Raw genomic sequence first — 24,083 nt, forward strand, 5'->3', positions numbered from 1 at the left:
TTCACGCGCGACTACCAGGCGATCCGGCCCAACATGTACCTCGAACTCCGCATGCCTCGCAACTGATCCAGTGGGCTGGGGGGTTCACGCCAGCCCATAGTCACGGCAGACCCCAACTGAGCCATACCGTTGCGCATGTGCTTGAGCTTGCCCGCCCAGCGTTGTGGTCGGTTGTTGGCTTGAACAAAGAAGCGAAGGCGCAGGAATGCGCGTAGTCAAGAGATGAAACGGGCGTGCGGATTGAGCAATCCGCACGCCCGTTTTCAGGATTGGAGTCCTGGCTGTTGCTGTCCCACCTCGCATTGGCTGCGCGGCCACACGCGGCCCTGGACATGACGCGGTTGCCGTCGTGTGAGGCCGTGGGTGCCCTGGGCAGAATGGACGCTCTGGAAGTTCCCGGAGGCTGCCCCGCTACTCGAGTGCTTGTCGGTGTGGCTGGTTTCTGACGCAGCCAGGGGTTTGACGTCTCCCACCACGTGCCGTTTCTCAGCGAGCCACTGAACTTGAGGCGCTGGGGATCGGGACGCCCCAACCAGGAACGATCCCTTCAACACCCTGCTCCTCAGTACAAGGCGGTCATTCAGCTCCATGGGGTACCCCATTCAACGGCTCAGGAAGGGACGGGGTGACCCGGCTGCTCAGAGGGCAACATTCCGCAGCCATCCCCCGCTTCCTACCCTCCATTCACGCTCGCCCATGGGGCGGACCACAGGAGAACAACCATGAATGCTCTCAAGAATGTCAGCGCCCTGTTCCTCGCTACCACGCTCGCCGCATGCGGGGGAACCGAACCAGTCGCCCGGCCCCCAGTTGTGACCCCGCCCGGCAACCCGGGTCCCATCGACCCCGGACCCATTGATCCCAGCAAGCCCACGCCCTACACCATGAAGGGCGTGGTGAAGAACGCGCAGGGGCAACCGCTCGCAGGCGTGGAGGTCTGGGCAGACAACACGCTCTATTACGACATGAATGTCCTCGGCACCACCGACTCACAGGGCCGCTACAGCATTGCGCTGCCGCGGGATCAACTGGGGACCTGGCGCGCGGGCGGGCGGTTCCAGCGCTCCTACCACGGCGAGACATACGAGCTCAGCCTGGAGGTGGATGAGGCCGCCTTCGCCACCGACGCTGGCGCCATTCGCAACTTCACGCTCAAAACGTCCGGTGATCGTCCCGACGGACACTATTACGGCGGCACGGTGTGGGTGTACGGCAACTACAGCAACGGCGACTTCAAGAACAGATACGTGGAACTCACCCTGACGCCGGATGGACCGCTGCTGGACGGCAGTGCCGGTGAAACGTTGAAGCGCTTTGTGGACGGCAACACCGTCGCGGACGTCCCCATTGGCCGGTACACGGTCACGGCCCGCTATCTGCCCGAGGGCGGCACCCCTCAGAACATGCTCGTCATGCGCCAGGACGAGGACACCTTTGCGTCCTCAACCACCCTGATGTTCCGCAAGGAGCCGAAGTACGGCGTCATGACGGACTTCAACCTCAAGCTCGCCAGCAAGCCCTGAGCGCGACAGGAGAAACAGGAATGACGAACCTACAGATCCGCAGCAGTGGGGCAACGTTGGCCGGAGAGGTGCGCGGGGGTGGACCCGCAGTGGTCTTCCTGCATGCGGGGGTGGCCGACCGCCGGATGTGGGACGGGGTGGTGGGGCATCTCGCCGTCTCCCACCGCACCGTGACGTATGACCGACGCGGCTTCGGCGAGACGCTGTCTGCTGAGGAAACGTTCTCGTTACCGTGTGACCTGCTCGCCGTGCTGGACGGCTGCGGGAGCAGCCGCGCGACCCTCGTCGGCTGCTCTCAGGGCGGCAGGGTCGCGCTGGACTTTGCCCTCGCGTATCCGGAGCGGGTCGCGGCCCTGGTGCTGATCGCCCCGTCGATAGGCGGTGCCCCGGTTCCCGAAACCTTCCCCCCGCAGGTCGAGGCGCTGCTCGAAGAACTGGAAGCCGCCGAGGAGTCGGGAGACCTGGAACGCCTCAACCTTCTGGAGGCGCGCCTCTGGCTCGACGGCGTGCTGGGGAAGGAGGGACGAGTTCAGGGCCACCTTCGCGACCTCTTTCTCGACATGAATGGGATTGCCCTGCGGGCGCCGCAACTGGGCGAGGAGACCGTTCCTCCACCCGCGTGGCCCCGGCTGGGTGAGGTCACCGTGCCCAGCCTGCTCGTCTGCGGCGACCTCGATTTTCCGCACGTCCAGGAGCGCTGCCGGAAGATGGGTGAGCTCATGCCGGAGGCCCGGTGGCACCTCATGGAGGGCACCGCGCATCTGCCCAGCTTTGAGCACCCTGAGGCGTTCGCAGCGCTTCTCAGCAACTTCCTGACAGAAGTGGGAGCCGCCGAAAAGCGGTGAGCGAGAGAGAACTGGCATCACGCCACCCCTTCTCCAACCCAGGCGCTGGGTCCACGCCACAGTCCAGGCGCCCGTCCCGAGAGCACCGCCCCTGAGAACTGGCGGCCATCTGCAAACCAGTCCAGTTCTTCACCTCCGACCTGAGCGGCCTTCAATGGCCAGCAGGCTGCCCCAAATCCTGCCGTCCTAAACCCTCATGCCGCGCCCCGGCGCACCCTGGAGAAAAAGCCATGCGCAAGCACATGATCAGCCTCTTTCTGCTCTCCGCCGCCCTCGTTGCCTGCGGCGGCCACAACCCCACCGACGAGGAACCCACGCCCACACCACCCGCGCCAACCTTCCCTGTCGGAACGCCAACAGGTGAGGCGGCACGTGCCACGGTCGGGCCAGAGGGCGGCACCGTGAGCTCGGCCGACGGCAAGCTCAGCCTGCGGATTCCGGCCGGAGCCCTGGCCACCTTCACAGAGATCACGGTGCAACCCATCACGAGCACGGTTCCCAATGCCGTGGGCGGCGCCTACCGTCTCGGGCCGGAGGGTGTGACGTTCAAGCAGCCGGTGGGCCTTACCTTCAAGTACGACGAGGCGCAGGAGAGCACGGCCAGTGTCCTTGCCGTCACCACCCAGGACGGGCAGGGGGCGTGGCAGGCGCACCTGGACACCGCGCAGGACCGCGAGGCGAACACACTGACCGTGCAGACCAACCACTTCAGCGACTGGTCATGGGCCGAAGCGTACAAACTCGACCCGGGGCAGGCGACCGTGCTCCTCGGGAAGTCCGTGAAGTTCACGCTGATGCGCTGCGTCATGGATGAGGCGGGAGCAGACGGAGACGACCTGATCGCGCCCCTTGCCAAGGCGTGCTCACCCCAGACGCTGACGCCCTTCACCCGCAACTGGGCCGTAAACGGCACGGCGGGCGGCAGCGCGGCCGTCGGTACGGTTCGCAAAAACGAGGGCGATACCTCGACAGGCACGTATCAGGCCCCCGCAGCCAGGCCGAGCGTCAACCCCGTTGCAGTCAGCGTGGACCTCGTACGCAACGAGGCCGGCAAGAACATCCTGCGGATGATCGCCTACATCAAGATAATCGACGGCCTGGGCCCCTGCGAGGAAGTGTTCGAGACGTATTACAAGTGCACGTACCCCCTTCGAAAGTTCAACGGCCAGAATCTGCCCTACGACCTGCCCAAGAACGATCCGACCAACTCGGCGGTGGACCGCCTGACAGGAGGCTACCTGCAGCTCACGGGCTACGAGGATGACCTTCTGCTGGGCATCGGCTCGTACGAGGTCCGCTACGAGTTCGACCATCAGGCCAGTGGGACGGACCATAAGACCCACCGCACACTGAACGACGTGGGCAATTTCACGTCCATGGGCGGCCACAACGTCAGGTTCAAATCCATCTCCAAAGTGGAGTACACCGGCAACATCGAGCCGGATAACGCGTCGGTGGACAACTTCCCCATGGGAACCCCCACCTTCTCCGGAAACGTGAAACTCGAATTTGCTCCGTGAACTACAGGCGCCCGGCGGTTCCGGGCCCAAGGGCGACGGCCATCAGGGTGGTCGCCCTTTTTTTGTTCCTAGAGGGGCCGAACCGGCCCGGTAGAAGGGCTGGGCTGCACCGTGTCCGGTCAATGACGGGGTAGAGGCGAGGCCGCTGTTCGTCATCCCGCCTGCCACTCCCAATGCACGGCCCCCGGAACAAAAGGAGATGGCAGCAACATGGCCCAGCCATCCTCCCCTTCTTAACCTGTGGTCACGCTCGCCCTTTGCGCCAGCACCGCCAGGAGGCACCCATGTACGCGAAAAACACCCTCGGAAGCCTGCTCCTTTTCGCCCTGCTCACGGGCGGTACCGTCACGATCCCAACCGCACTGGCCCTTCCCAGCACCACGGCCGTGGCCCAGAGTGCCGTCAGCGGCGAGTGGAGCGGCAAGCTCGATTGGATTGACGTGAAGATGACGTTGAACCTGCAGAACACCAAGGTAACGGGGACGTTTTTTCTGGGCACTCAACCCTTCGCCCTCGCTGGGGGCACATGGGACGCCAGCACGGGCCGCCTCAGCTTTCATTGGACCAACAGCGGCCGGCCCGTGACCGTCAAGGGCACCATCAAGAACGGCGCTTTCCAGGGGACGGCCACCATCGAGGACCAGACTGACCCGCTGGTGATGAAGCGCACGGGTGCTGCACCGAGTGCGGGCTCCGCACCTGCCCCGAATCAGGCCACGCCGTACGTGATGAGCGGCGTCGTGAAGGACGAACAGGGCAAGCCCGTGGCGGGCGCGGAGGTGTTCGCCGATAACACGCTGTATGACAACATGAATGCCATAGGCCGCACTGACGCGCATGGGCGCTACAGCATTGACCTGCCCCGGCAGGAACTTGGAACCTGGGTACCGGGCGCGTACGTGAAGCGCGATTACAACGGCGTGAACCACGAATTCCGCCTGTACGCCGATGATGAGAGCCCTTTTTCCGCCTCCAGGGGCGCCGTGCGGAACTTCGTCTGGCGGCTCAGCGGTGAGCGCGGCGACGGGAACATGGGAAAGCTGGTCTACATCTACATCACCGAAGGCGTCAGCCTCTCCAACGTCGAGGTCACCCTGACACCAAAGGGCCCTCTGGCCGATGGCAGCGTGGGCAGGCCCATCACCCGCCGGGTGCCCACGGGCCGCATCGAAGACGTGCCGGTCGGACGCTACACGGCCACGGCGCGGCTGCTGAGGGACGGGCAGGCCCCCCTGCCGCTGCTGGTCAGTCCCGGGCAGGGTGGGAATTACGGCCCGTCGGCCACGGCGGACTTCGAGAAATCCAATTACAGCATCATTATGGAGTTCACCGTGAAGCGGGGTACAGCGCCCGCGCCGAGCACGACCGTGCCAGATGCCGGGGGCGCGACGGCCCGGTCAATTTCCGGCACGCTGCGGTCCGACGCGGATTTGAAGGGCACGGCCGTCATTCTCTGCGAGGTAAAGGGCGGCGAGTGCGACGAGACCACCGAACGGCAGATGACGATCACGACGTCCGGAACCAGCGCGCGTTACAGCTTTGCGCAGCTGACTTCCGGCAAGACCTATTTCCTCTACGGCTGGAAGGACGTCGACGGCAGCGGGCGGCCGAACCTAGGCGACCTGGTTGGCATCTTTGGCGCGCAGTACGGCGTGAGCAACGAGCCTCAACCTGTCACCGCACCCAGCGCGACCGCCGACTTCGAGGTTATGACGATGAAGTGAGTTGGAAAGGACACTGACAACGCAACCTCCGCTGTCTTCGACCGCATTCATCACTTCCAGATCGAGTCACGCACGGTCCTGATCCTGTGGGACGTGGCTTTCACTCCATGAGTCAGCTCGCTTCGCCCTCGCAATCGTTCTGCACAGGACGCCCCGGCCACGCATGACCTCTCAACCACAATATTCACGATCACTCCGCCTGCGCCTTGCTAATCTGAAAGAACGATGAAAGAACCGCCAACATGGCGGCTGTTTGTGCTGGGCGAGCCTCGCTTGCTGGCACCGGATGGCCGGGAGACGCGCCCCGAGGGCAAGCCGCTCGCCCTGCTGGCGTACCTCGCCCTGGAGGGGACCGTGCCGAGGTCACGTCTCGCGGGACTGCTGTGGCCGGAGCGGACCGAGACGGCGGCCCGCAACAACCTCGTCCAGCTTCTGCGCCGGATGCGGATCACCTTCGGCGGCGAGCTGATCACCGGGCAGGAGACGCTCTCACTTGCCCCCAGCATTGAGGTCGATGTCCGGCGTCTGCTCAAGGACACGCCGACCCCAGCTGAGCTTGCCGCAGATACCCTGCTGGCGGGCGTGCGTTTCGACGATCAGCTGGACCTGGCCGACTGGCTTGCCGTGCAGCGGGAGCGGCTGGATGCGCGGCGAGCCAGGGAAATGGCGAGGGCCGTGACCCGGGCCGAGGAAGCCGGGGACCTGGGAGGGGCCCTTGTGCTCGCGCGCCGGGCGCTGGCCCTTGATCCCCTGTCGGAGGAGACGCACCGCAGACTGATGCGCCTGCTGTACCTCGTGGGCGCTTCCTCCGAGGCGCTCGACGTGTATGCAGAATTGCGGGAGCGGCTGCAGGGCGAGCTGCGCACGGAGCCCATGCCCGAAACACGCGAGCTCGTGGCCTTGATCGAGCGCGGCGGCACGATCCCTGCGGCCCGTCCCATCTCCCCCGTCCCGCTGGCACCACTGCAGCCGCCAGCCCTGACCGGACGCGAACGTGAACTCGCGCGGATGCAGCAGGCGTGGGACCGGGGGCAGTTCATCATCATCTCCGGCGCGCCGGGCATGGGGAAGTCACGCCTGGCTGCCGACTTTGCGGCGAGCCAGGGGCGGGTGCTGTGGGTCGAGGCCCGGCCAGGTGACAGCCTGGTGCCCTATACCACCACGATTCGCAGTCTGCGGCGCGGGCTGAGCCTCTCGGGGGCCGACCTGCCCCTCGAACTGCGGCGGCCGCTCAGTTTTCTCCTTCCTGAACTTGCCCCACCGGGAGAGACGCCCGCCATGACTGCGGACGCGGGACTGCACAGCGTCATTCAATATGCCTTCGCGCTGTGCCTCACGGATGTGGACGTGTGCGTGTTCGACGACATGCAGTTCGCCGACAATGCCAGCGTGGAGGTGGGCTTCGACCTTATCGGCGCCGTTTTTCCGATGGGCCAGCCCGGGGGCCTGCCGCACTTCATCGCGATGCACCGCGAAAACGAGTTGCCACCGTACACCGCAGCCATTTTCGAGCGGCTTGTGGTTGCCGGGCAGGCCGACTGGACGGATCTCGCGCCGCTGAGCGGGGCGGCCACCCGGCAACTGCTCACCAGCCTGAACGTGCCTGCGGACGTGGCAGACGGTCTGGCCCGCGCCTCGGGAGGACATCCCCTCTTCGTCCTCGAAGGCGTGAGGGCGCTGGCGAGCGGCGGTGGGATTGGCGGCTCCGGGGGCGTTTCGCCCAAACTGGGTCAGATGATCGGCGACCGCCTGGCCCGCCTCTCGAAGGTGGCGCTGCATGCCACCCGCGCGAGCGCCGTGCTGAGGCGCGACTTCACCCCGGAACTCGTGGCGGACATGCTCTCGGCACCGCTGCTCGAGGTCCTGGGGGCGTGGGACGAGCTGGAGGCAGCCCAGATCCTCGCTGGTGAGCGCTTTCACCATGACCTTGTGGCGGAAGCCGTGCTGGAGGGCATTCCGCCCACGGTGCTGCGCCTGCTCCACCGTGCTGCTGCCCGCGTCCTGGCAGACGAGGGCGCCGCCGCCGCGCGGATCGCATGGCACTGGCGGCAGGGTGGGCAGGACCTGGAGGCCGCGCCGTGGCTTCTGCAGGCACGCGAGGCCGCGCGGGCTTCCCTGCGCCTGCGCGAGGCGGCGGCCCATCTGGAGGAGGCCGCACGTATCTTCGAGGCGCAGGGCGACCCCCGGGCCTTCGGGGCGTGGCGGCAGCGGGCGGAAGACCTCGCCCTGACCGATGACGCCGAGGCACGTCAGGCGTCCGTGAACGACGTGCTGGAACGGGCCACCACACCCACCGAGATCGCGCAGGCCTGGCTGCTGCAGGCAGGCCTCTTCTCCGCCAGGAACGAGGGGGCGCGGGCGGAGAGCGCGGTGCGGCGGGGGCTCCTGGCTCTGGGCGACCACGACGAGTCCGAGTTGCGAGCGAACCTGCTGGGTGACCTGGGCACGGCCCTCTGGACCCAGGGGCGACTGGCCGAAGCGGAGGCCGCCCTGCGAGAGGCCGTGACGGTGCTCGAACCCCTTGGCCCTTCCAGCAGCCTGGCAGGTGGGCTCAGCAATCTTGCCGTCGTGCTCGATCACCAGGACCGCCACCGCGAGGCCGAGGGATTGCACCGCCGGGCAGTTGAAATCCTGACTGGTTTGGGTGACCTGGGACATCTTGCGGTCATCCTGCGGAACCTCGCGGTCTGTCTGAGTGAGCTTGGCGATGTCCGGGGAGGCCTGGAGGCGCTCCAACGTTCCGTGACATTGCATGACGCGGACTCGCAGGACACCTCGGCTGTGAGTCACGTCCTGCTCGGCATCACCCACGCCGACCTCGGCGAGTATGGGAGTGCCGTGCAGCATTTCGAGCACGCCCTTTCGGCCGAGCTCGATCCCAGCGGCTGGCTGCACGACTACGCGCGTGGCTGTCTGGGAGAGGTGCTCGTGACCCTGGGGGACTTCGGGCGAGCTGAGGCCCTGCTGCGGGCAGCGGAAGCCTCAGGCATACCCAACAGCTACCGCGGGCGTGTTCACGTGGCCCTCGCTCGGCTGGCCTTTGAGCGGGGGCAGGACCCGGCAGCGGCACTCGAACAGGCGGAGGCGTTGGTGGGCGAGGCGCCACGGCCCTTCGCCCTGGGACGGCTGCGGCTCGTGCAGGCCCTGTCGTGCGAGCCTGCACAGGCCCATGCGGCGGCGCGTGAAGCGCTCGAAACCGCCCGCCGTCATGAGCTTGGAGGCCTGGAGCTGGGCGCCCACACCCGCCTGGCCAGAGCGCTGTCGCGTGCCGGTGAAATTCAGCAAGCCCTTCTGCACGCGGAGCAGGCCGCCCACCTGCTGGACACGTTCGAACCCGCCGAACTTTCACGCGGCGAGGTGCTCCTCACGCTGTTCGAGGCGCAGCAGGCGGCGGGAAGCGCAGACGCCGTTGCAACACTGCAGCGTGCTGGGGCATGGCTGGAGCAGACCACTGAGAAACACGTCCCCCCCTCCCTGAAAGAGGCTTTCCTGATCCACAACACGGTGGCCCGCGCCATCACTCAGGCCCAGCAACAAGGCGCCTTAACCGGATTGGAAAGTTGTTAACATAGAACATGCCTGAAGCTCAGACGTCCTGGCAGCTTGACGTGCTCGGCTCGCCGCGCCTTACCACGCCGGAGGGACGCGTGTTGCCGCTGGAGCGCAAGACTGCCGCGCTCCTGGCCTACCTTGCGCTGGAGGGAACGGTCCCGCGCGGGCTCCTGGCAGAATTGCTCTGGCCCGGCACCCCCGGCGGCGCCGCGAGAAACAACCTCGTGCATCTGCTGCGACGGCTCAAGGAAGCGAGCGGCGCTGACCTGGTCGAGGCGGGCGATTCGCTATCTCTGAACGCCGGGGTGACCGTCGACGCGGTCACCCTGCTCACGTCCAGCGGCATTCCGGACGCAGGGGGCACACTGCTGGGGGGGGTGGACTTCGACGACCTGCCCGACCTCGCCGAATGGGTGCTGGCGCAGGACGAACGGCTTGTGGCGGCGCAGGCGGGCAAGTACCGTGGGGCCGTCGCGCGGCTCGCGCAGGACGGCGAGGCGGCCGAGGCGGCGGCCCTGGCCGAGCGCTGGACCGAATTTGACCCCGTGTCCGAGGAGGCCCACCGCGCCCTGATGCGCCTGCATTACGACCTGGGTGACCGCGCCGCCGCGTTGCAGGCCTATCACCGCTGCAAGCACACCTTGCGCCAGGAACTCGGCGCCGACCCGTCGGCGGAGACGCAGCGTCTGGCGAGGGACATCGACCAGGGGGCGCTCCCCACCACCGCGCCCAGGAAAGCCGCGCGTATTCCCCTTCAGGTGCTGCGCCCGCCTACCCTGGTGGGGCGGGAGGACGTGTGGGCAAGGATGGAGGAGGCGTGGGAAAAGGGACTGGGCATCATGCTCGAGGGCGATCCCGGCTCGGGCAAGTCGCGCCTGGCCCAGGACTTCTTGCGCTCACGCACCGGATATCAGCTGCTGATGTTCCAGGGCCGACCAGGCGACGCGGCTGTGCCGTACGCCACCCACGCCCGCAATTACCGGCAGACGCTCGCGGCCAACCCTGATCTCGAACTGCCGGAGTGGGTCGTGCGTGAACTCGCCCGCATGCTGCCCGAACTCGGAGAAGCGCCTCCCCCCATGACGACCCAGGACGACAAGCGCCGCTTCTACGAGGCGAAATACGAGGTCGTGCGGCTCGTCGCCGAACGCGGACCCGTCATCATCTGTACCGACGACGTGCAGTTCATGGACGAACCCAGCATCGAGGCGGGCGCGTATGTCGGCTCGCGCTTCTGGGGCGACACGAACACTATGCTGCGCTGCCTGTACTGCCACCGCACCAAGGCGCTCCCACCCTACTCGGCGGCGCTGCTCGACTCCATGTACGCGGCGGGGGTGGTGGTGCCGGTCTACCTTCCGCCCCTGGGAGAGAGCGCCGTCACCCGCCTGCTCAGGGACCTCGACGTGCCGGGGGGGGCCAGTGTGGCGAGCGAGGTGACCCGCGCCACCCAGGGCAACATTCAGTTTGTGCTGGAAACGGTCAAGAACATGTACGAGCAGGAAGGGAGCGGGGTCGAGGCCCCGGCTGGGGCGACCTCGGGCATCGCAGCGATGATCGAGCAGCGCCTCGCGCGCCTCTCGCCGAGCGCGTTGCAGGCGGCGCGGGCCGCCGCTGTGCTGCGCCGCGACTTCACGCTCGAGCTGGTCACCCAGACACTCGGAACGGGCCTGCTGGACACCGCGACCGCCTGGGAGGAGCTTGAGGAGGCGCAGGTTATGACGGGCGAGGCCTTTAGCCATGACCTCGTGTTTGAAACGGTGCTCGCGCAGACACCGCCAACCGCACGCCGGGTCCTGCACCGCAGCGCCGCGCGGGTCCTGGCGGCAGCCGGGGCACATCCTGCCCGGGTGGCGGGTCACTGGCAGGACGGCGACGGCCCCAGGCAGGCGGCCCCCTGGCTCGTCCGGGCGGGAGACGCGGCGGTGGGCACCCTTCATTTTGCCGACGCGCACGAGTTCTACACCCGTGCGGAGGCGGCCTTTACAGAAGCGGGAGACGCGAGCGGGGCGGCGGGGGTCCGGCGGACTCTCGATGCGCTGGCCACGCGTGCCGAGCAGGCGGCCCTCTGAGACTGCCGCGTCATCCCGCTGCCACGTCCCCCCCACTACCTTGGGTTACCGCGAGCCCGCGGCACAAAGGGGGAACCTATGGAGCAGGAAGAAAGTTGGGAAGCAATCTCTACAGCCGAGGGGCGCGTCTACGTCCTGCGGGTGTGGCGCGACGGGCAGGAGGAGGCCCCCTCCTGGCACGCCACGGTCCGTGAGGGAGCCAATGGTCTGCGGCGGTCCTTTGCCAGCATCGACGACTGCATCGAACATCTCTACGGAGAACTCCTGCGCCGCTGAAGAGGCCAGGGATTCAGGCGCATCCGCTATGGGTGCGCCGCTCCTTTTGGGGCGGCCAGGGGCGAAAATCCGGCTGTTTGCCCATGGGTCGAGAAACAGGCGGGCGTGAATCGCAGCAACATTTTGCAGCCATCCCTCTCCCCGTACCTTTCCTCCAACACCGCCGGAGCCCTCCAGCCCGGTCCCAGGAGGAAACACCATGCAGACCCGACTGATCCTGTCCGCCCTGACCCTCGCCCTCGCCACCACCGCCCTCGCCGGAAACACTCCTGCCACCCCTGCCCAGCCCGTCGTGATGGGTACGACACAGCTGAGTGGCCAGAACGCCAAAATCGGCCAGACCTTCACGGTCGGCAAGCAGAATCCCATCAACTTCACGCTGCTGAGTGCGTCCTACACCACGGCCCGCATGCTGGTCGGCACCGTCCTGGTCGTTCCAAAAGCCGATGAGAAACTCCTGGTGCTCCGCTTCACCGCCCACAACCCCACGCGGCAGGATGCCACCCTGTCCGGCCTGAAGTTCACGGCGGTGGACATCAAGGACGTCAACCATGTCAGCGAGAGCAGCTTTGTGCGCGCCGGAACAAGCGAGGAGTACCAGGCGAGCCTCAAACCCGCTCAGAAGGTGGAGATCGTCTCGGTCGTGCGTGTCCCGGCCAGCGGCGTGATCCCGAAGCTCATCGTGCAGCGCGGTGACGGTCCGGTGCTGCGCTACGACCTGCGCAACCAGGCCAAAGGCGTGCCCGCCCCCTTTGCCGATCCCAAGGACGCGAGCGGCGCGACCGCACTCGGCGACGCGCCCGCAAAGCTCGGCACCACTTACGCGATGGGACGGTACGACATGAAGTTCGAGAACGTTGCCTTCTCCACCGAGCCGATGCTCGGGCGTCAGGTGCCGCAGGGCAAGCGCTACGTGCTGGTCAGCGTTGCAATGAAGAATGCCGGAGCGGACGCCGACAGCCCCTCGCATTACACCTTCAAGACTGAACTCCTCGACGCCGACGGCGAGCCTGTGGAGTTCTGGGTGCTCGCCAAGGGCAGCCGCCCCGAGGAAGCGATCAACCGCAGCGTGAAGCCCGGCGAGGAATACCGGGTGCGCCTTGTATTCGTCGCTCCGGACACTGTGGGCCTGCGCCAGCTGACGGTCCGCGAACGTGACGGCCACGGTGTCGTCTTTGACCTCAGCAACGTCAAGTGACGTCAAAGACGTTGGTGATCACTGCGGCCTCCGTGGCCCGCCACTGACCTGCAACTCTTCCTGCCAGCGGCATGACAAGCCATGGACCACAATGAAGCCGACGGTAGTGGCTGGTGGGTTGCCATACCTCTCCTTCGACAGCGTTCAGGACGCCACCGGATAATTGCGAAGGGCGTGTGCAGGGGGCAAGCCAATCACGATGTCAATGGCACGAGTCGGCCAAGGCCAGCAGAAAGACACAGGGCCACAGGCGATGACTTTGCTCCCTGGGCATGGCACCACGATGGTGCCCGGGCGGCAGGAGGTCTCTGCGAGATTCATTCGCGCTGCCGCCCACCCCAGCAAGGACGCCTCAACCTCCCCGCCCACGTGTACTCCGCACTCCCGGCAGCTGCCCCGCCCCATTGCCGCCGCCGTTCTATCCCCATCGCTGATCCACTGCTGAACGGCGGCGGCCCCGGCTGTGGACGCCAGTGGGCGGGAAACCTGCTCCCCAGGGGCGCTCAATTACCGCGTCATCCTCCAACCATCCTCTCCCCTGTACGGTCAGTGCAGTTCGCCCGGAAAGGCGCGACCACAAGGAGACAGACCATGCACAAGAAACTGACCACCACCCTGATCCTCGCCCTGACGGCCGCCGCCCTCGCCCACCAAGCGCATGACCACGCCGCCACCTTTACCCTGGCTCAGAAGGACGCGGCCTTCACGCTCGCTGGGCCCGACAGCGTCGGCTCGGGATACACCTCCTTCGCCTTCAGCAACACGGCCGCGCAGCCGTTCACTCCTGTGGTCGCCCGGCTCAAGACGGACGCGAACGACGCAGCCGTCAAGGCGGCCCTGGGCCAGTTGATGGAGTCGCACGGTGAGGACATGAGCGCCATCGAGAAGATTGCGGAGTTCGTGGGCGGCAGCGCGGGCGTCATGCCCGGCAAGGGATACGAGTTCGGCGCGAACCTCGCTCCTGGCCGCTACGTGGTGTTCGGCTTCGGTGCGAGCGAGGAGGGCAAGCCCCTGTACGACCTCGGCCAGTACCGCGCCTTCAACGTCACCACGGCGCCCAGTGCCCTCAAGGCACCCCAGGCCGACGTGAAGGCCACCCTTGAGGACTTCAAGGTGGTCCTGCCCAACACGGTGAAGGCAGGCAAGCAGGTCTGGGAGGTGACCAACGGTGGTCAGGAGACCCATCACCTGATGCTGATGCGGCTCAAGGACGGCAAGACCATCAGTGACGCGGAAGCGTTCTTCAAGGCCCCTGATCCCAGCCAGGCGGGCGAACCCCCCTTCGAGGACGCGGGCGGGCTGGAAACCATCTCGCAGGGCCGCAGCGCTTTTGTCAGCTTCGACCTCGCGCCCGGCGAGTACATTGCGATGTGCTTCCTGCCCAGCGCCAAGGAGCACGCGCCTCACTTCGCCCTGGGCATGATGACCGGCCTGAGCGTCAAGTAAATTCCTTCTGGGCGGGGCTGACCATAGCCCCGCCCGTTTTCTCTGGAGCCACCATGCTGCTCTTGCCTCTGAAAATCCACTCCCTTCCTGTCCGGCGCCTGACCCCCTGGCTGCTGGGCACGCTGCTGTTGCTAGGCAATCCTGCCTGGGCGCAGAACGCGCCCCAGGAGCACGATCACGGCGCCGCCGTTCCCAGCGTTTCCAATCCAGCCACAGCGCGCGATGCCCTGCTCCATGACTTCGTGGCGGCGCCCAATGGAACCGTCCCCCTGGAGAAATTCACGGGCGATGTGCGCGAGTTTACGCTGGAGGTCCACGAGATCGAGAGCGAGATAGCGCCGGGGGTCAGGGTCAGGCAGTGGGCCTTCGGCCTCCCTGGACAGCAGGCCAGCGTGCCGGGGCCAGAACTGCGGGTCAAGGTGGGGGACCTCGTCAAGATCACTCTCAAGAACACCACGGACCGTGCTCACACGGTCCACCTGCACGGCATCACGTCGCTGGCGCAGAGCATGGACGGCGTGCCGCACACTTCGCACGCTGTGCTGCCCGGCAAGGAGTTGACCTACGCGTTCGTGGCGACCGAGGCAGGCACCCACATGTACCACTGTCACGTCGAGACCAACCTGCACCTCGACATGGGCATGTACGGGGCGCTGATCGTCGAGCCCCGGGACACGCCCGCCTGGGTCAAAGACCACGTGCTGATGCTTGACGAGTGGGACTCGAAGCAGGACCCGGAACAGCTGCCCCATAAACCCACCCCGAACTACTACCTCGCCAATGGCCGGGCCCATCCCCTGATCCCCGACCTGCACATTCCCCAGGGTGAGGTGCATCTCGTCCGCCTGCTCAACATCGGGCAGGAGGTCCACAGCATGCACCTGCACGGCATGACCTTTCTGGTGGTCGCCAAGGATGGGCAGGACCTGCCTCTCCCCTACCGTGCCGACACGGTGCTGCTGGGGCCCGGCGAACGTTATGACCTGCTGGTGAAGGGGCGGGACGGCACTTTCCCGCTGCACGACCACATTCCCCCCCACGGCACGAACGACGGAGTGGACCCCGGCGGCATTCACCTGATGGTGGTCGGCGGTCCAGAACTTGCGGCGGACGGCACGGTCGTTGGGGCATCGGCACCCCATGCCCATGGGAACGGCGACGCAGCCACGTCGGCACCGCCGAGCGAGCTTCCTTTGCAAAGCGGCACCGTGGAGATCCATGTCACGGGCTTCGTGTTCTCCTCACCCACGCTGCGGATCAAGCGGGGCACCAAGGTCGTCTGGAACAACGACGACATGGCGGCGCACACCGTGACGGTGGACGGGCCACAAAAAGCGGCCTCTGCACCGTTGCGCAAGGGAGGGCGTTTTGCCATGACCTTTGACGAGATCGGCACGTACCGGGTCGGGTGCGTTCAACATCCCTTTATGACAGCCACCGTGGTGGTCGAGCCTTAACACGTGATCTTCAGGGCCCAGAGCAGCCCCAGGAAGCGCCGTGCCCCAGATGGAGCGCGGCGCCCTGTTGTGCCACGAACATCGCAAATCACCAGGCGAGGACAGGCGGCCTGTCGTCGCGCAAGGATGGCAACAGAATGGCAGGGACACAGACGGCCCGGGCCGGTTGCGCCGTCTTTCTCCCCCCGAGTCATGCTGCAATCATCCTGTCCTGATTACCCTGACGCCATGACACGGACACCCCCGCGGAACGACCCCCAGCAGCCGCTCAACACCGGGCCCGTGACCCCCAGCACGGAACTCTACGAGGGCCTGTGCCGCCGCGCCCGGGCGCTGGGGCACGACGACGCCTTCCTGTCCCGCCTGCGGCGCCCGGGACTGAAATCCAACGACGCCATCCGGCTGGCCCTGGACGCCGTGCCCGCCCTGGAACTCCTGCCCCTGCCCGTGCTGGCCCAGGAACTCGGGACTGTCCTGGGACGGGTGCGCCCCTGGGCCCCTGCGCCAGTCACGCGCGTGTGGTTGGCCTGACCGTGCGCCGCACCAGGCTGATCCTGACCGTGCTGGCGGCGACAGCTGGCCTCGTCGCCACACAGAACGTGCCAGTCGGCGCTGGGTCACTCGCATACCTGAAAGGCGGGACGGCGTGGGTTGAGAGCCGGGCCAGTCAGGGTCCCCGGCAGGTGCCGAATTCACGCGGAGCCGTGCTGCTGACCCTGTCCCCCACAGACGGCACGCTCGCTTTCATGACCGGCCCTGCGGGCGCAGATATCTCTTCCGAAAAGGTTCCGCCCTTGCGGCCCTGGCTGAGCAAGCCACCGTACACGAAGAGCGTGCTGCTGAGTTCGGTAGTGCCTGGCCCGACCTTCACCACGGTGCCTGCCCGCTGGCTGCGCTGGGAAGGCGACGGTCACGCCCTGATTGCGGGCAGTGACGGGGGGAACGCAGGCTGGAATCTGGCCAAACGCAAAACATTTCTTCCCAACCAGTCGGCGCTCTACCAGAGCACGTCGCGCGATGGGGCAGTGACGGCAACCCTGGGCTCGGTCCAGTCGCCGGACGATGTGGGCGTTTTGCTGTACGGCCCTGGCGCCCGCCCTGGCACCGAGGTCTTCACCCGCCGCCTGCCGCAGAACCTCATGCAGGCGCTCAAGGCCGCGCCTCAGCCCTCCATCCGCAAGTTCGTGGGGGCCCTGGACCCGCGCGCGCAGGCAGACGACGTGAGCTGGACCGTCACGTCACCGCAGGTCACGCGCGACGGGCGCAGGGTGTACTTCGCCTCCAACGCCGGCTACGGGGTGGGCAGCGCGGGCACCACCACCTCCGCCATCTTTGAGGTGGGGGTGGGCGAGGTCAAGCTGCGGGTCCTGGGATGGCTGGGAACGTTTGCCGGCAGCGTCCTCGATGTCCTGCCTTCCCCCGACGGCGGAAAGCTGCTCATTTTGCTGCAACGCCATGACAGCAACGTCCAGGTCAACACGTTCGCGTATATCGCTGATCTGGGCCAGAAAACCGTGCGCGAGGTGATCGCGGGGAGTGCGCCGAAGGGCACCCTCACCATGCTGAACAGTTCCTGCTGGCTGGCGGACTCGCGGCACGTCGCCCTGAGCGTGGCCTATCCACGCCCGGATGACCTCAACCAGGAGAACGGCTTCGAGCCGCCGGCGAGCGCCTATTCCCTCCTCGTGAAGGAGGCGGGAACCGGGAAGACGCTGCGCCGCGTCCCCGGGGCCACGGGTGTGGACTGCGGTCCGGGTTGACCCAGGGGTGATGGCACAGGCATTGGGACGGCTCGCCTGGATGTTTTACAGTCTCGGACTGTCCCTGCCCGCAACAGCCTGGAAGACCACACAGACTCCGATGCCCTCATCGGCCCAGCACCACCTCAACCATTTTGTGGAATACGCGGCTGGCAGGACGCGCTTACACTGCTTGAACCGTGCCTCTCTCTTCGGACACTCCGCACCCATCAGGGGACGGCTCCCCCTTCGTCCGCCCCGACTCCATCGTGCGGCGCATCTGGGGAGACGGGGATCTGGTGCTGCTGGTCTTCGCCGGGGCCGCCGCAGAGTTCGCGCTCAACCGGGCCGTCGACTGGCTGTTCTTCACCGGAAAAATCCCCCAGGACCCTCTGGGGCGACTGTTTTCCACCGCTGGCTACGCTCAGCAGATCATCCTGGCCGACCGGGCGGGGGCCGAGCGGACCCTCGCCGGGATCCGCGCCGCGCACGGGGTCATCGAGGGGACGCGGGGAGCGCGCATTCCCGACTGGGCGCACCGTGACGTGCTGTACCTGCTGGTGGCCTACTCCGAGCGGGCTTACGAGACCCTGCATCACCCGTTGACCGGGCCAGAGCGGGAGGAGCTGTGGGCCGTCTTCCGGCGCGTGGGCCTCGGCCTGGGCATTCCCGAACTGCCCACCCACTATGCAGAGTGGCAAATCGACCGACAGCGCCACCTGGAGCGTGACCTGACCTGCGGCGAGCACACCCGGGCGCTGTACGCCGCCTACCGTCAGCACCTCGGGCCATGGCGGTATCTCCTTCTCCAGCAGGTGCAGGGCGTGCTGGTTCCCCGCCACGTCCGCGACCTGCTCAGCCTGCCGGGCAAGCCGTGGCTGCGGGGCGTCCTGCCGCTCTACCCCATGGTTGCGCGGCTTGGCCTTCGCCGTGCCCTGCGCCAGGCCCTAATCCCGCCTGCCCATCTCGACTCCGTCCAGCGCCTTGATCTGGCCTCGACATGACCTTTGGGCTCTGGGCCCGGCCACCAGAAACCTGCAACCGTCCCCCGTCTTGCGTCGGAGCTTCAGTGGGCGCCACGTGTGTGACCTGACCGCGTCTCCGGCCCGCGGCCCTCACGCCAGGCAAGAGAACTCAAGGTCTGTAGGCGCAGGCTTGGTTTTTTCCCTGGCGTTTCGCCTGATACATGGCTGTATCCGCACAATGGAGCAGACCATCCAACTCCGTTGCGTGTTCTGGATAACAGGCGTACCCCACGCTCGCCCCCACCTGAACAGCCACCCCCGCGATTGCAAATGGCACTTGCAGCGCCTCCACGATTCGGTTGGCAATCATCTGCAAATCCATGGAATCCGTAATGTCGTGCGCCAGCACCACAAACTCATCCCCGGCCATGCGGGCCAGGGTATCTGAGTCCCGCAACAGGCACCGCAGACGCGCGGCCACTTCCTGCAACATCACGTCTCCCGAGGAATGCCCCAGCGTGTCATTGACCCGTTTGAACCCGTCCAGATCAATAAACATGACCCCATGTCGCGCGTTTGTGCGGCGCGCAATTTTCAACGCCTGCCCCAGACGTTCCATCAGCAGTTTGCGGTTGGGAAGGCCAGTGAGTTCATCGTGATGGGCAAGGTGCCGGACATTCTCCTCAGTCCGGCGCAGGTCATCGTTGATCTGCTCAAGTGCGGCCCGCCGGTCTCTTTCCAGCGCGGCTTCGCGTTGGAGGGAAACCACCTTCGCCTGAACGGTCAGAATCTTGGTCTTGCGATCCATGGTGAGGTCATGCAGATCCTGCTGCAACAGATAGAACGCCTTGAAATGCTGCAGGGCGTCATCGAAAGCCCGGCTCTGCTCCAGGGCGGCAGACAGCCACCGGTGCGCCTCGCTTTCCCTGAGGCGAAGCTGAAGGTCACGCGCGAGGAGTAACGCCTGCTGCAGGTCAACAATCGCCTGATTCGTCTGTCCAAGCTGCAGTTGCAAGCGGCCACGGGCGATCAGCGTCATGGCTTCATGGTCCCGGTCACCACCAGCGCGGTGAAACGTCAGCGCGTGCTCGCATTCCTGCTCGGCCAGCTCAGACTCACCCAGCTCCAGGAAGGTCAGGGCCCGGTAGGTCCGGAGGATCGCTTCAGGCTGGTGGAGTTGCAGTTCCTGGCATTGCGCGAGAATCTCCACGCTCTGCTGAAGGGTGTGTTGGTACTGCTTCAGGTGGAAGGCGGCGACGGCAGTATTCAGCCGAATAATGACTCCCTGCGCCCTCACCGCAGGGGTCCAGTGGACCTGGGAAAGCTCCTGAAGCCGCTCACGTGCCTGGACGTGCAGTTCCAGGGCCCGGTCGTACTCCTGAATTTCCCAGTGCATGTTGCCCATGTTGCTGAGCACACGGGCTTCGCCGGCGATGTCCCCGAGGAGATGCACCAGCTCCAGACTTTCCAGCGCGTACGTCATCGCCTGTGCGTAGTCCCCCAGCTGATGGTGCAGAACGCTCAGACCATTGGTGACGCGGAGCTCGACATCCGGAAACCGGCCCTGACTGAGTTCACGGGCCTGGAATTGATGTTCGAGAGCAGCGTTATAGGCGGATTGATAGAAGGCGCAGGCGCCGAGGATGGTCAGTGCGACAGCCTGGGACCGCTCGTCACCCAGGCTGATCGCCAGCACATGGGCGCGTGTCGCCAGACTTTCCGCCTGGGAAGCGTTGGCGTACTTCTGGTGGTCTGCCTCACTGAGGAGCTGCAGCAGCTCCTCCTGGGGGTTGTGCGTGAACGCCGATAGTGAGGCGAGAGATCGGGACGCTGTCATTATTCCTCGTTGGGCTCTGGTCAAGGCACGCCGTGCACTCTGGCGTAGAGCAATCACTTGCTGTGCAGCCTAGGCACAAGGGTGTTGCACAATCCTGACTTCAGCCGGCTCTCTTGCCTTAATCCCGGAGGGGACTGAAGGGCTGTGATCCTGAACGGGTGACCGCAGGCCCCCTCAGCCCACCTGGGTGTCAGGCGACCCGCAGTGCATCCCCGTGCCCCTTCAGATACCCTTATGACAGTGTGGGACGGAATCCGTCCCTGAAGACTTCCCCAACTCACCCGTCCCGGAAACGGCACCATGCACACAGAACCCATGCTGCAATGGGGAATGGACAGGGTCAGTCAGACAGCACCTGCGGCACGGCTGGAAGGACCACCGCCCCCGCTGGTGCGGGCAGCACGGGCGCCGCCAGCCAGCGGGGCACGCAGCAGCAGCCTTAGCCTCACCGTCTGCCGCCGCGCACTGGGTCTTTCTGCGCGGCGGCCCTGTTTCTCTGGAGGCCGTGATGTTTCAGGATCGCCGGGATGCTGGACGACAACTGGTCGGACAGCTTGGGCACTACCGCAATCAGCCAGATGTGGTGGTACTCGCCCTGCCGCGTGGGGGTGTCCCCGTGGCTTACGAGGTAGCCGAGGCCCTGCACGCACCGCTCGACGTGTTAATCGTGCGGAAGATCGGCATGCCGGGGCACGAGGAATTCGCCATTGGGGCCATCGCTTCCGGCGGTACCCGTGTCATGAATACGCAGGTGGTGGAGGGCTACCGGGTGCCAGAGGCAGCCATTGAGGCCATAGCCGAAAAGGAAAAGCGGGAACTGGAACGGCGTGAACGGTCATACCGAAATGGGCGCCCTCCGCTGGCGCTGCAAGGCAAGACGGTGCTGCTGGTGGACGACGGGCTGGCAACAGGGGCCTCCATGCGTGCCGCCGTGCAGGCCATCAGGCAGTTCGAGCCAGCGAAGATCGTCGTCGCCGTGCCCCTCGCTTCCCCGGACACCTGCGAGGAGTTCCGCACAGGAGTGGACGAGGTGGTCTGCGCGGTCACGCCAGTCCCGTTCTACGCGGTGGGACAGGGCTACGTGGACTTCAGTCAGACCACCGACGAGGAAGTTCATAGGCTGTTAAGACGCGCGGTAGGACAGAAAGGAGCGGGCACATGACAAATGTCCACAGCTTGACAGATGCCGTCAGGGCCGCCGCACGGCCCCTGGACGGGAATTCAGACGACTATGACGTCCTCCTTGACCACATCGGCGAGGCGCGCTTTGTCCTGCTTGGAGAGGCCTCGCACGGCACCCACGAGTTCTACCGCGAGCGCGCCCGGATCACCCGGCGTCTCATTGAGGAGAAGGGCTTCACGGCAGTTGCCGTCGAGGCCGACTGGCCGGATGCTTACCGGGTCAATCGCTATGTACGCGGTCAGGGCCAGGATCGGAGCGCGCCAGAGGCTCTTTCGGACTTCCAGCGTTTTCCCCGCTGGATGTGGCGGAACGTGGACGTGCAGGACCTCGTGGAATGGCTGCGTGAGCATAACGCGCACTACCCGGACCGGATGGCAGGTTTCTACGGGATTGATCTGTACAGCCTGCACCGCTCGATGGCTGCCGTGGTCGAGTACCTAGAGGGCGTGGACCCGGAGGCGGCGCAGCGTGCCCGACAACGCTACAGCTGTTTCGAGCCCTACGGTCAGGATCCGCAGCAGTACGGCATGGCCACGGCCTACGGCATTGAGGAACCCTGTGAGGACGAGGCGGCGGCGCAACTTGTGGAACTTCGGCGGCGGGAGAACGAGTTGATTCAGGACGGCATCCTTGCCGAGGACGAACACTTCTACGCGGAGCAGAATGCCCGCCTTGCGCTGAACGCCGAGCGCTACTACCGCGAGATGTTTCGCGGGCGGCAGGACACCTGGAACCTGCGTGACACGCACATGGCCGACACCATCGATGCCCTCGCGCAGCACCACCGGGAGCAGGGCAGCCAGGCGAAGATCGTGGTATGGGCGCACAACTCTCACCTGGGCGATGCCCGCGCGACCGAGGTGAACTGGCAGCAGGGCCAGCAGAACGTGGGGCAATACATGCGCGAACGCCACCCTGGCGAAACGTACATCATCGGGTTCAGCACCTTTCAGGGAGAGGTGACCGCCGCTGACGACTGGAATACACCGGCAAAACGCAAGCGGGTTCGTCCGGCTGTGCCAGAGAGTCACGAGGAACTGTTGCATGGGGTGGGCATCCCGAACTTCTGGCTGGATCTGCGCGAGCCGAACGCAGCCACCACAGGCTTGTGTGAGGAACGCCTTCAACGCTTCATCGGCGTGATCTACCGGCCCCAGACGGAGCGCGGCAGCCACTATTACCATGCCCGGCTGAGCGAACAGTACGACGCGCTCCTGTACTTCGATCACACGCACGCCCTGGTGCCCCTCGACAAAACCAGTGGCTGGGAAGCCGGTGAATAGTCAAACCTGGGCGAGTTGTCAGAGACAAACGTTCTAGGTGTGAGTGAAGGGAACCGCAGGGATAGCCTGAATCCTGGGCTTTCCCTACCCCTAGTCTGATGACTGCTGCGCCAAATCCAGCTTCACCGAGACCGGAGCAAGGCGACGCCGTGAGCAATCGGGCAACACCACCTCGCCACTCTGCCCGAAGGAAACCGACATCTCTCAGAATGAATCGGGCAATCTGTGCAGAGGGTACCCAGTAGGTACCAGAATCACTGCCAGATCCCAGGATTAAAGGGCGCACGGCTGGGTTTGAGAGATGCGTTCCCGGAACCAAAGGAGAACCAGATGACCAACTCCGTTCGAGTGGGCGTGATCGGCCTCGGCGCCATCGGCCTGAATTTGCTCAGGGCCTTCGCGGCCAATGCCGAGGTGCAGGTGACGGCGGTGTGCGACGTGGACGCCGCTCTCGTTGAGACGACTGCTCGACCGTTTGCCGCCTCGGCCTGGACCGACCACCGTCGGATGCTCGACGAGGTTGACCTGGATCTCGTGTATGTGGCCGTGCCGCCAAGGCACCATCACGCCATTGCCCTGGACGTCATTGCGGCGGGGCGACACATTCTGTGCGAGAAACCGCTCGCCCTGACGCTGAGCGAAGCGCAGGACATGCAACGTGCAGCGCAGGAGATGGGCGTCGTTCACGCTTTGAATCTGCCGTTACACGGTGACTCTGGGATCGAGACCTTTCACCGTCTCGTTCAGAATGGTGGCCTCGGGGCTCTCCGCCGCGCCGAACTGAACCTGGTTTTTCCGCAGTGGCCGCGAGGATGGCAGCAAAACCCTTGGATCGGCGGTCGGGAGCAGGGCGGACCGATCCGTGAGGTGGGGCCGCACCTGTTGCACGTCATCCTGAGCACACTTGGTCCGGTCGCGCGGGTGTGGGCCCACACCGAGTACCCCGCCAACGATCCAGACGCCTGTGAAATGGCCGCCCTCGGGACGCTCGAGCTCGCAAATGGCTTACTGGTCGTCGTGTCGTGCTTGACGAACGTGCCCCGTCCAGAACAGGTCAGCTTGACCGTGTACGGCTCAACGGGCACCGCCGGACTGGTGAACTGGGCAACACCGGTGGCGGCGCTGGGTCAGGCACCGCTCGAATCCGTGCCAGTCGAGAGAGCGCAGGAGGCGGCGGGGACTCGGCTGGTTCGGGCGCTCGTGGAACGTGTGCGCGGCACCGCTAGTGAATCAGATCTGGTCGACTTCACCATGGGAGTCCGCATTCAAGCTGTCCTGGAAGCCTGGGAGGGTTCATCGTTTGCAGGAACCTGGGTGGATGTTGTGCAAGCGTGAACCATACCCGCTTTTGGCCTGATTCGTCTTTGACCGGGCCGTTTAATATTCGGACGGTGTGTGGATTGCATGGTTAAGCCTAGAAAACAAATTAACTTAGGAAGGCCATTTATACATACTTGTTCAGC

The 24,083-nt window shown here is 65.6% G+C and carries 17 protein-coding genes; 16 read left to right on the forward strand and 1 reads right to left on the reverse strand.

What is annotated here, in order from left to right:
- The first annotated feature begins 722 nt into the window (after positions 1–722).
- The 13 genes from HNQ08_RS15805 to HNQ08_RS15865 all read left to right on the forward strand — a co-directional run bounded on the left by HNQ08_RS15805 (position 723) and on the right by HNQ08_RS15865 (position 18,356).
- Positions 723–1,523 carry a carboxypeptidase regulatory-like domain-containing protein gene (locus HNQ08_RS15805; RefSeq protein WP_184134159.1) on the forward strand — a complete coding sequence of 267 codons (801 nt, stop codon included), beginning with the start codon at positions 723–725 and terminating at the stop codon, positions 1,521–1,523.
- A 20-nt stretch (positions 1,524–1,543) separates the two neighbouring features.
- Positions 1,544–2,368, forward strand: a complete 825-nt coding sequence (locus tag HNQ08_RS15810; RefSeq protein WP_184134161.1) for an alpha/beta fold hydrolase — start codon at positions 1,544–1,546, stop codon at positions 2,366–2,368.
- Between the two features lie 230 nt (positions 2,369–2,598).
- Entirely contained in the window at positions 2,599–3,888 is a 1,290-nt protein-coding gene (locus tag HNQ08_RS15815; RefSeq protein ID WP_184134164.1) for a hypothetical protein, read from the forward strand.
- Between the two features lie 284 nt (positions 3,889–4,172).
- Positions 4,173–5,612 (forward strand): hypothetical protein, encoded by a 1,440-nt coding sequence (locus HNQ08_RS15820; RefSeq protein WP_184134166.1) that lies wholly within the window; start codon positions 4,173–4,175, stop codon positions 5,610–5,612.
- 225 nt (positions 5,613–5,837) lie between these two features.
- Positions 5,838–9,179: an ATP-binding protein gene (locus HNQ08_RS15825; RefSeq protein WP_184134169.1), complete on the forward strand. Its 3,342-nt coding sequence runs from the start codon at positions 5,838–5,840 to the stop codon at positions 9,177–9,179.
- Positions 9,180–9,187: 8 nt separating this feature from the next.
- Positions 9,188–11,236 (forward strand): ATP-binding protein, encoded by a 2,049-nt coding sequence (locus HNQ08_RS15830; protein WP_184134171.1) that lies wholly within the window; start codon positions 9,188–9,190, stop codon positions 11,234–11,236.
- 78 nt (positions 11,237–11,314) lie between these two features.
- Positions 11,315–11,512 (forward strand): hypothetical protein, encoded by a 198-nt coding sequence (locus HNQ08_RS15835; protein ID WP_184134173.1) that lies wholly within the window; start codon positions 11,315–11,317, stop codon positions 11,510–11,512.
- Between the two features lie 199 nt (positions 11,513–11,711).
- Positions 11,712–12,710 (forward strand): DUF4352 domain-containing protein, encoded by a 999-nt coding sequence (locus tag HNQ08_RS15840; RefSeq protein ID WP_184134175.1) that lies wholly within the window; start codon positions 11,712–11,714, stop codon positions 12,708–12,710.
- Positions 12,711–13,301: 591 nt separating this feature from the next.
- A complete protein-coding gene (locus tag HNQ08_RS15845; RefSeq protein WP_184134178.1) occupies positions 13,302–14,156 on the forward strand; it encodes a hypothetical protein in 855 nt (284 codons plus the stop codon).
- A 53-nt stretch (positions 14,157–14,209) separates the two neighbouring features.
- A complete protein-coding gene (locus HNQ08_RS15850; RefSeq protein WP_184134185.1) occupies positions 14,210–15,613 on the forward strand; it encodes a multicopper oxidase domain-containing protein in 1,404 nt (467 codons plus the stop codon).
- 228 nt (positions 15,614–15,841) lie between these two features.
- Complete coding sequence (locus tag HNQ08_RS15855) at positions 15,842–16,144, forward strand: hypothetical protein (protein ID WP_184134189.1); 303 nt, start codon at positions 15,842–15,844, stop codon at positions 16,142–16,144.
- Positions 16,145–16,146: 2 nt separating this feature from the next.
- Positions 16,147–17,373, forward strand: a complete 1,227-nt coding sequence (locus HNQ08_RS15860) for a hypothetical protein (protein ID WP_184134192.1) — start codon at positions 16,147–16,149, stop codon at positions 17,371–17,373.
- A gap of 179 nt (positions 17,374–17,552) precedes the next feature.
- On the forward strand, positions 17,553–18,356 hold the full coding sequence (locus HNQ08_RS15865; RefSeq protein WP_229790233.1) for an oxygenase MpaB family protein: 804 nt from the start codon (positions 17,553–17,555) through the stop codon (positions 18,354–18,356).
- 130 nt (positions 18,357–18,486) lie between these two features.
- Here HNQ08_RS15865 and HNQ08_RS15870 read toward each other — a convergent pair whose 3' ends face one another.
- The gene (locus tag HNQ08_RS15870) at positions 18,487–20,154 is read right to left on the reverse strand and encodes a tetratricopeptide repeat-containing diguanylate cyclase (RefSeq protein WP_184134194.1); all 1,668 of its coding nucleotides are present in this window, start codon (positions 20,152–20,154) and stop codon (positions 18,487–18,489) included.
- Positions 20,155–20,662: 508 nt separating this feature from the next.
- On the opposite strand from HNQ08_RS15870, the gene HNQ08_RS15875 reads away from it, so the two are divergent.
- The 3 genes from HNQ08_RS15875 (at position 20,663) to HNQ08_RS15885 (ending at position 23,955) form a co-directional block, all read left to right on the forward strand.
- Positions 20,663–21,316 (forward strand): phosphoribosyltransferase, encoded by a 654-nt coding sequence (locus HNQ08_RS15875; RefSeq protein ID WP_184134197.1) that lies wholly within the window; start codon positions 20,663–20,665, stop codon positions 21,314–21,316.
- Positions 21,313–22,620 carry an erythromycin esterase family protein gene (locus tag HNQ08_RS15880; protein ID WP_184134200.1) on the forward strand — a complete coding sequence of 436 codons (1,308 nt, stop codon included), beginning with the start codon at positions 21,313–21,315 and terminating at the stop codon, positions 22,618–22,620. The genes HNQ08_RS15875 and HNQ08_RS15880 overlap by 4 nt, the downstream gene beginning before the upstream one ends.
- 330 nt (positions 22,621–22,950) lie before the next feature.
- On the forward strand, positions 22,951–23,955 hold the full coding sequence (locus tag HNQ08_RS15885) for a Gfo/Idh/MocA family protein (protein WP_184134202.1): 1,005 nt from the start codon (positions 22,951–22,953) through the stop codon (positions 23,953–23,955).
- Positions 23,956–24,083 lie beyond the last annotated feature (128 nt).

This window comes from Deinococcus humi (assembly GCF_014201875.1).
In the GTDB taxonomy this organism is placed as follows: Bacteria; Deinococcota; Deinococci; order Deinococcales; family Deinococcaceae; genus Deinococcus; species Deinococcus humi.

Bases quoted from the DNA above. Each gene is read 5' to 3' on its own strand.
- HNQ08_RS15805 (WP_184134159.1), top strand. From the start codon at position 723: ATGAATGCTCTCAAGAATGTCAGCGCCCTGTTCCTCGCTACCACGCTC.
- HNQ08_RS15810 (WP_184134161.1), top strand. From the start codon at position 1,544: ATGACGAACCTACAGATCCGCAGCAGTGGGGCAACGTTGGCCGGAGAG.
- HNQ08_RS15815 (WP_184134164.1), top strand. From the start codon at position 2,599: ATGCGCAAGCACATGATCAGCCTCTTTCTGCTCTCCGCCGCCCTCGTT.
- HNQ08_RS15820 (WP_184134166.1), top strand. From the start codon at position 4,173: ATGTACGCGAAAAACACCCTCGGAAGCCTGCTCCTTTTCGCCCTGCTC.
- HNQ08_RS15825 (WP_184134169.1), top strand. From the start codon at position 5,838: ATGAAAGAACCGCCAACATGGCGGCTGTTTGTGCTGGGCGAGCCTCGC.
- HNQ08_RS15830 (WP_184134171.1), top strand. From the start codon at position 9,188: ATGCCTGAAGCTCAGACGTCCTGGCAGCTTGACGTGCTCGGCTCGCCG.
- HNQ08_RS15835 (WP_184134173.1), top strand. From the start codon at position 11,315: ATGGAGCAGGAAGAAAGTTGGGAAGCAATCTCTACAGCCGAGGGGCGC.
- HNQ08_RS15840 (WP_184134175.1), top strand. From the start codon at position 11,712: ATGCAGACCCGACTGATCCTGTCCGCCCTGACCCTCGCCCTCGCCACC.
- HNQ08_RS15845 (WP_184134178.1), top strand. From the start codon at position 13,302: ATGCACAAGAAACTGACCACCACCCTGATCCTCGCCCTGACGGCCGCC.
- HNQ08_RS15850 (WP_184134185.1), top strand. From the start codon at position 14,210: ATGCTGCTCTTGCCTCTGAAAATCCACTCCCTTCCTGTCCGGCGCCTG.
- HNQ08_RS15855 (WP_184134189.1), top strand. From the start codon at position 15,842: ATGACACGGACACCCCCGCGGAACGACCCCCAGCAGCCGCTCAACACC.
- HNQ08_RS15870 (WP_184134194.1), bottom strand. From the start codon at position 20,154: ATGACAGCGTCCCGATCTCTCGCCTCACTATCGGCGTTCACGCACAAC.
- HNQ08_RS15875 (WP_184134197.1), top strand. From the start codon at position 20,663: ATGTTTCAGGATCGCCGGGATGCTGGACGACAACTGGTCGGACAGCTT.
- HNQ08_RS15880 (WP_184134200.1), top strand. From the start codon at position 21,313: ATGACAAATGTCCACAGCTTGACAGATGCCGTCAGGGCCGCCGCACGG.
- HNQ08_RS15885 (WP_184134202.1), top strand. From the start codon at position 22,951: ATGACCAACTCCGTTCGAGTGGGCGTGATCGGCCTCGGCGCCATCGGC.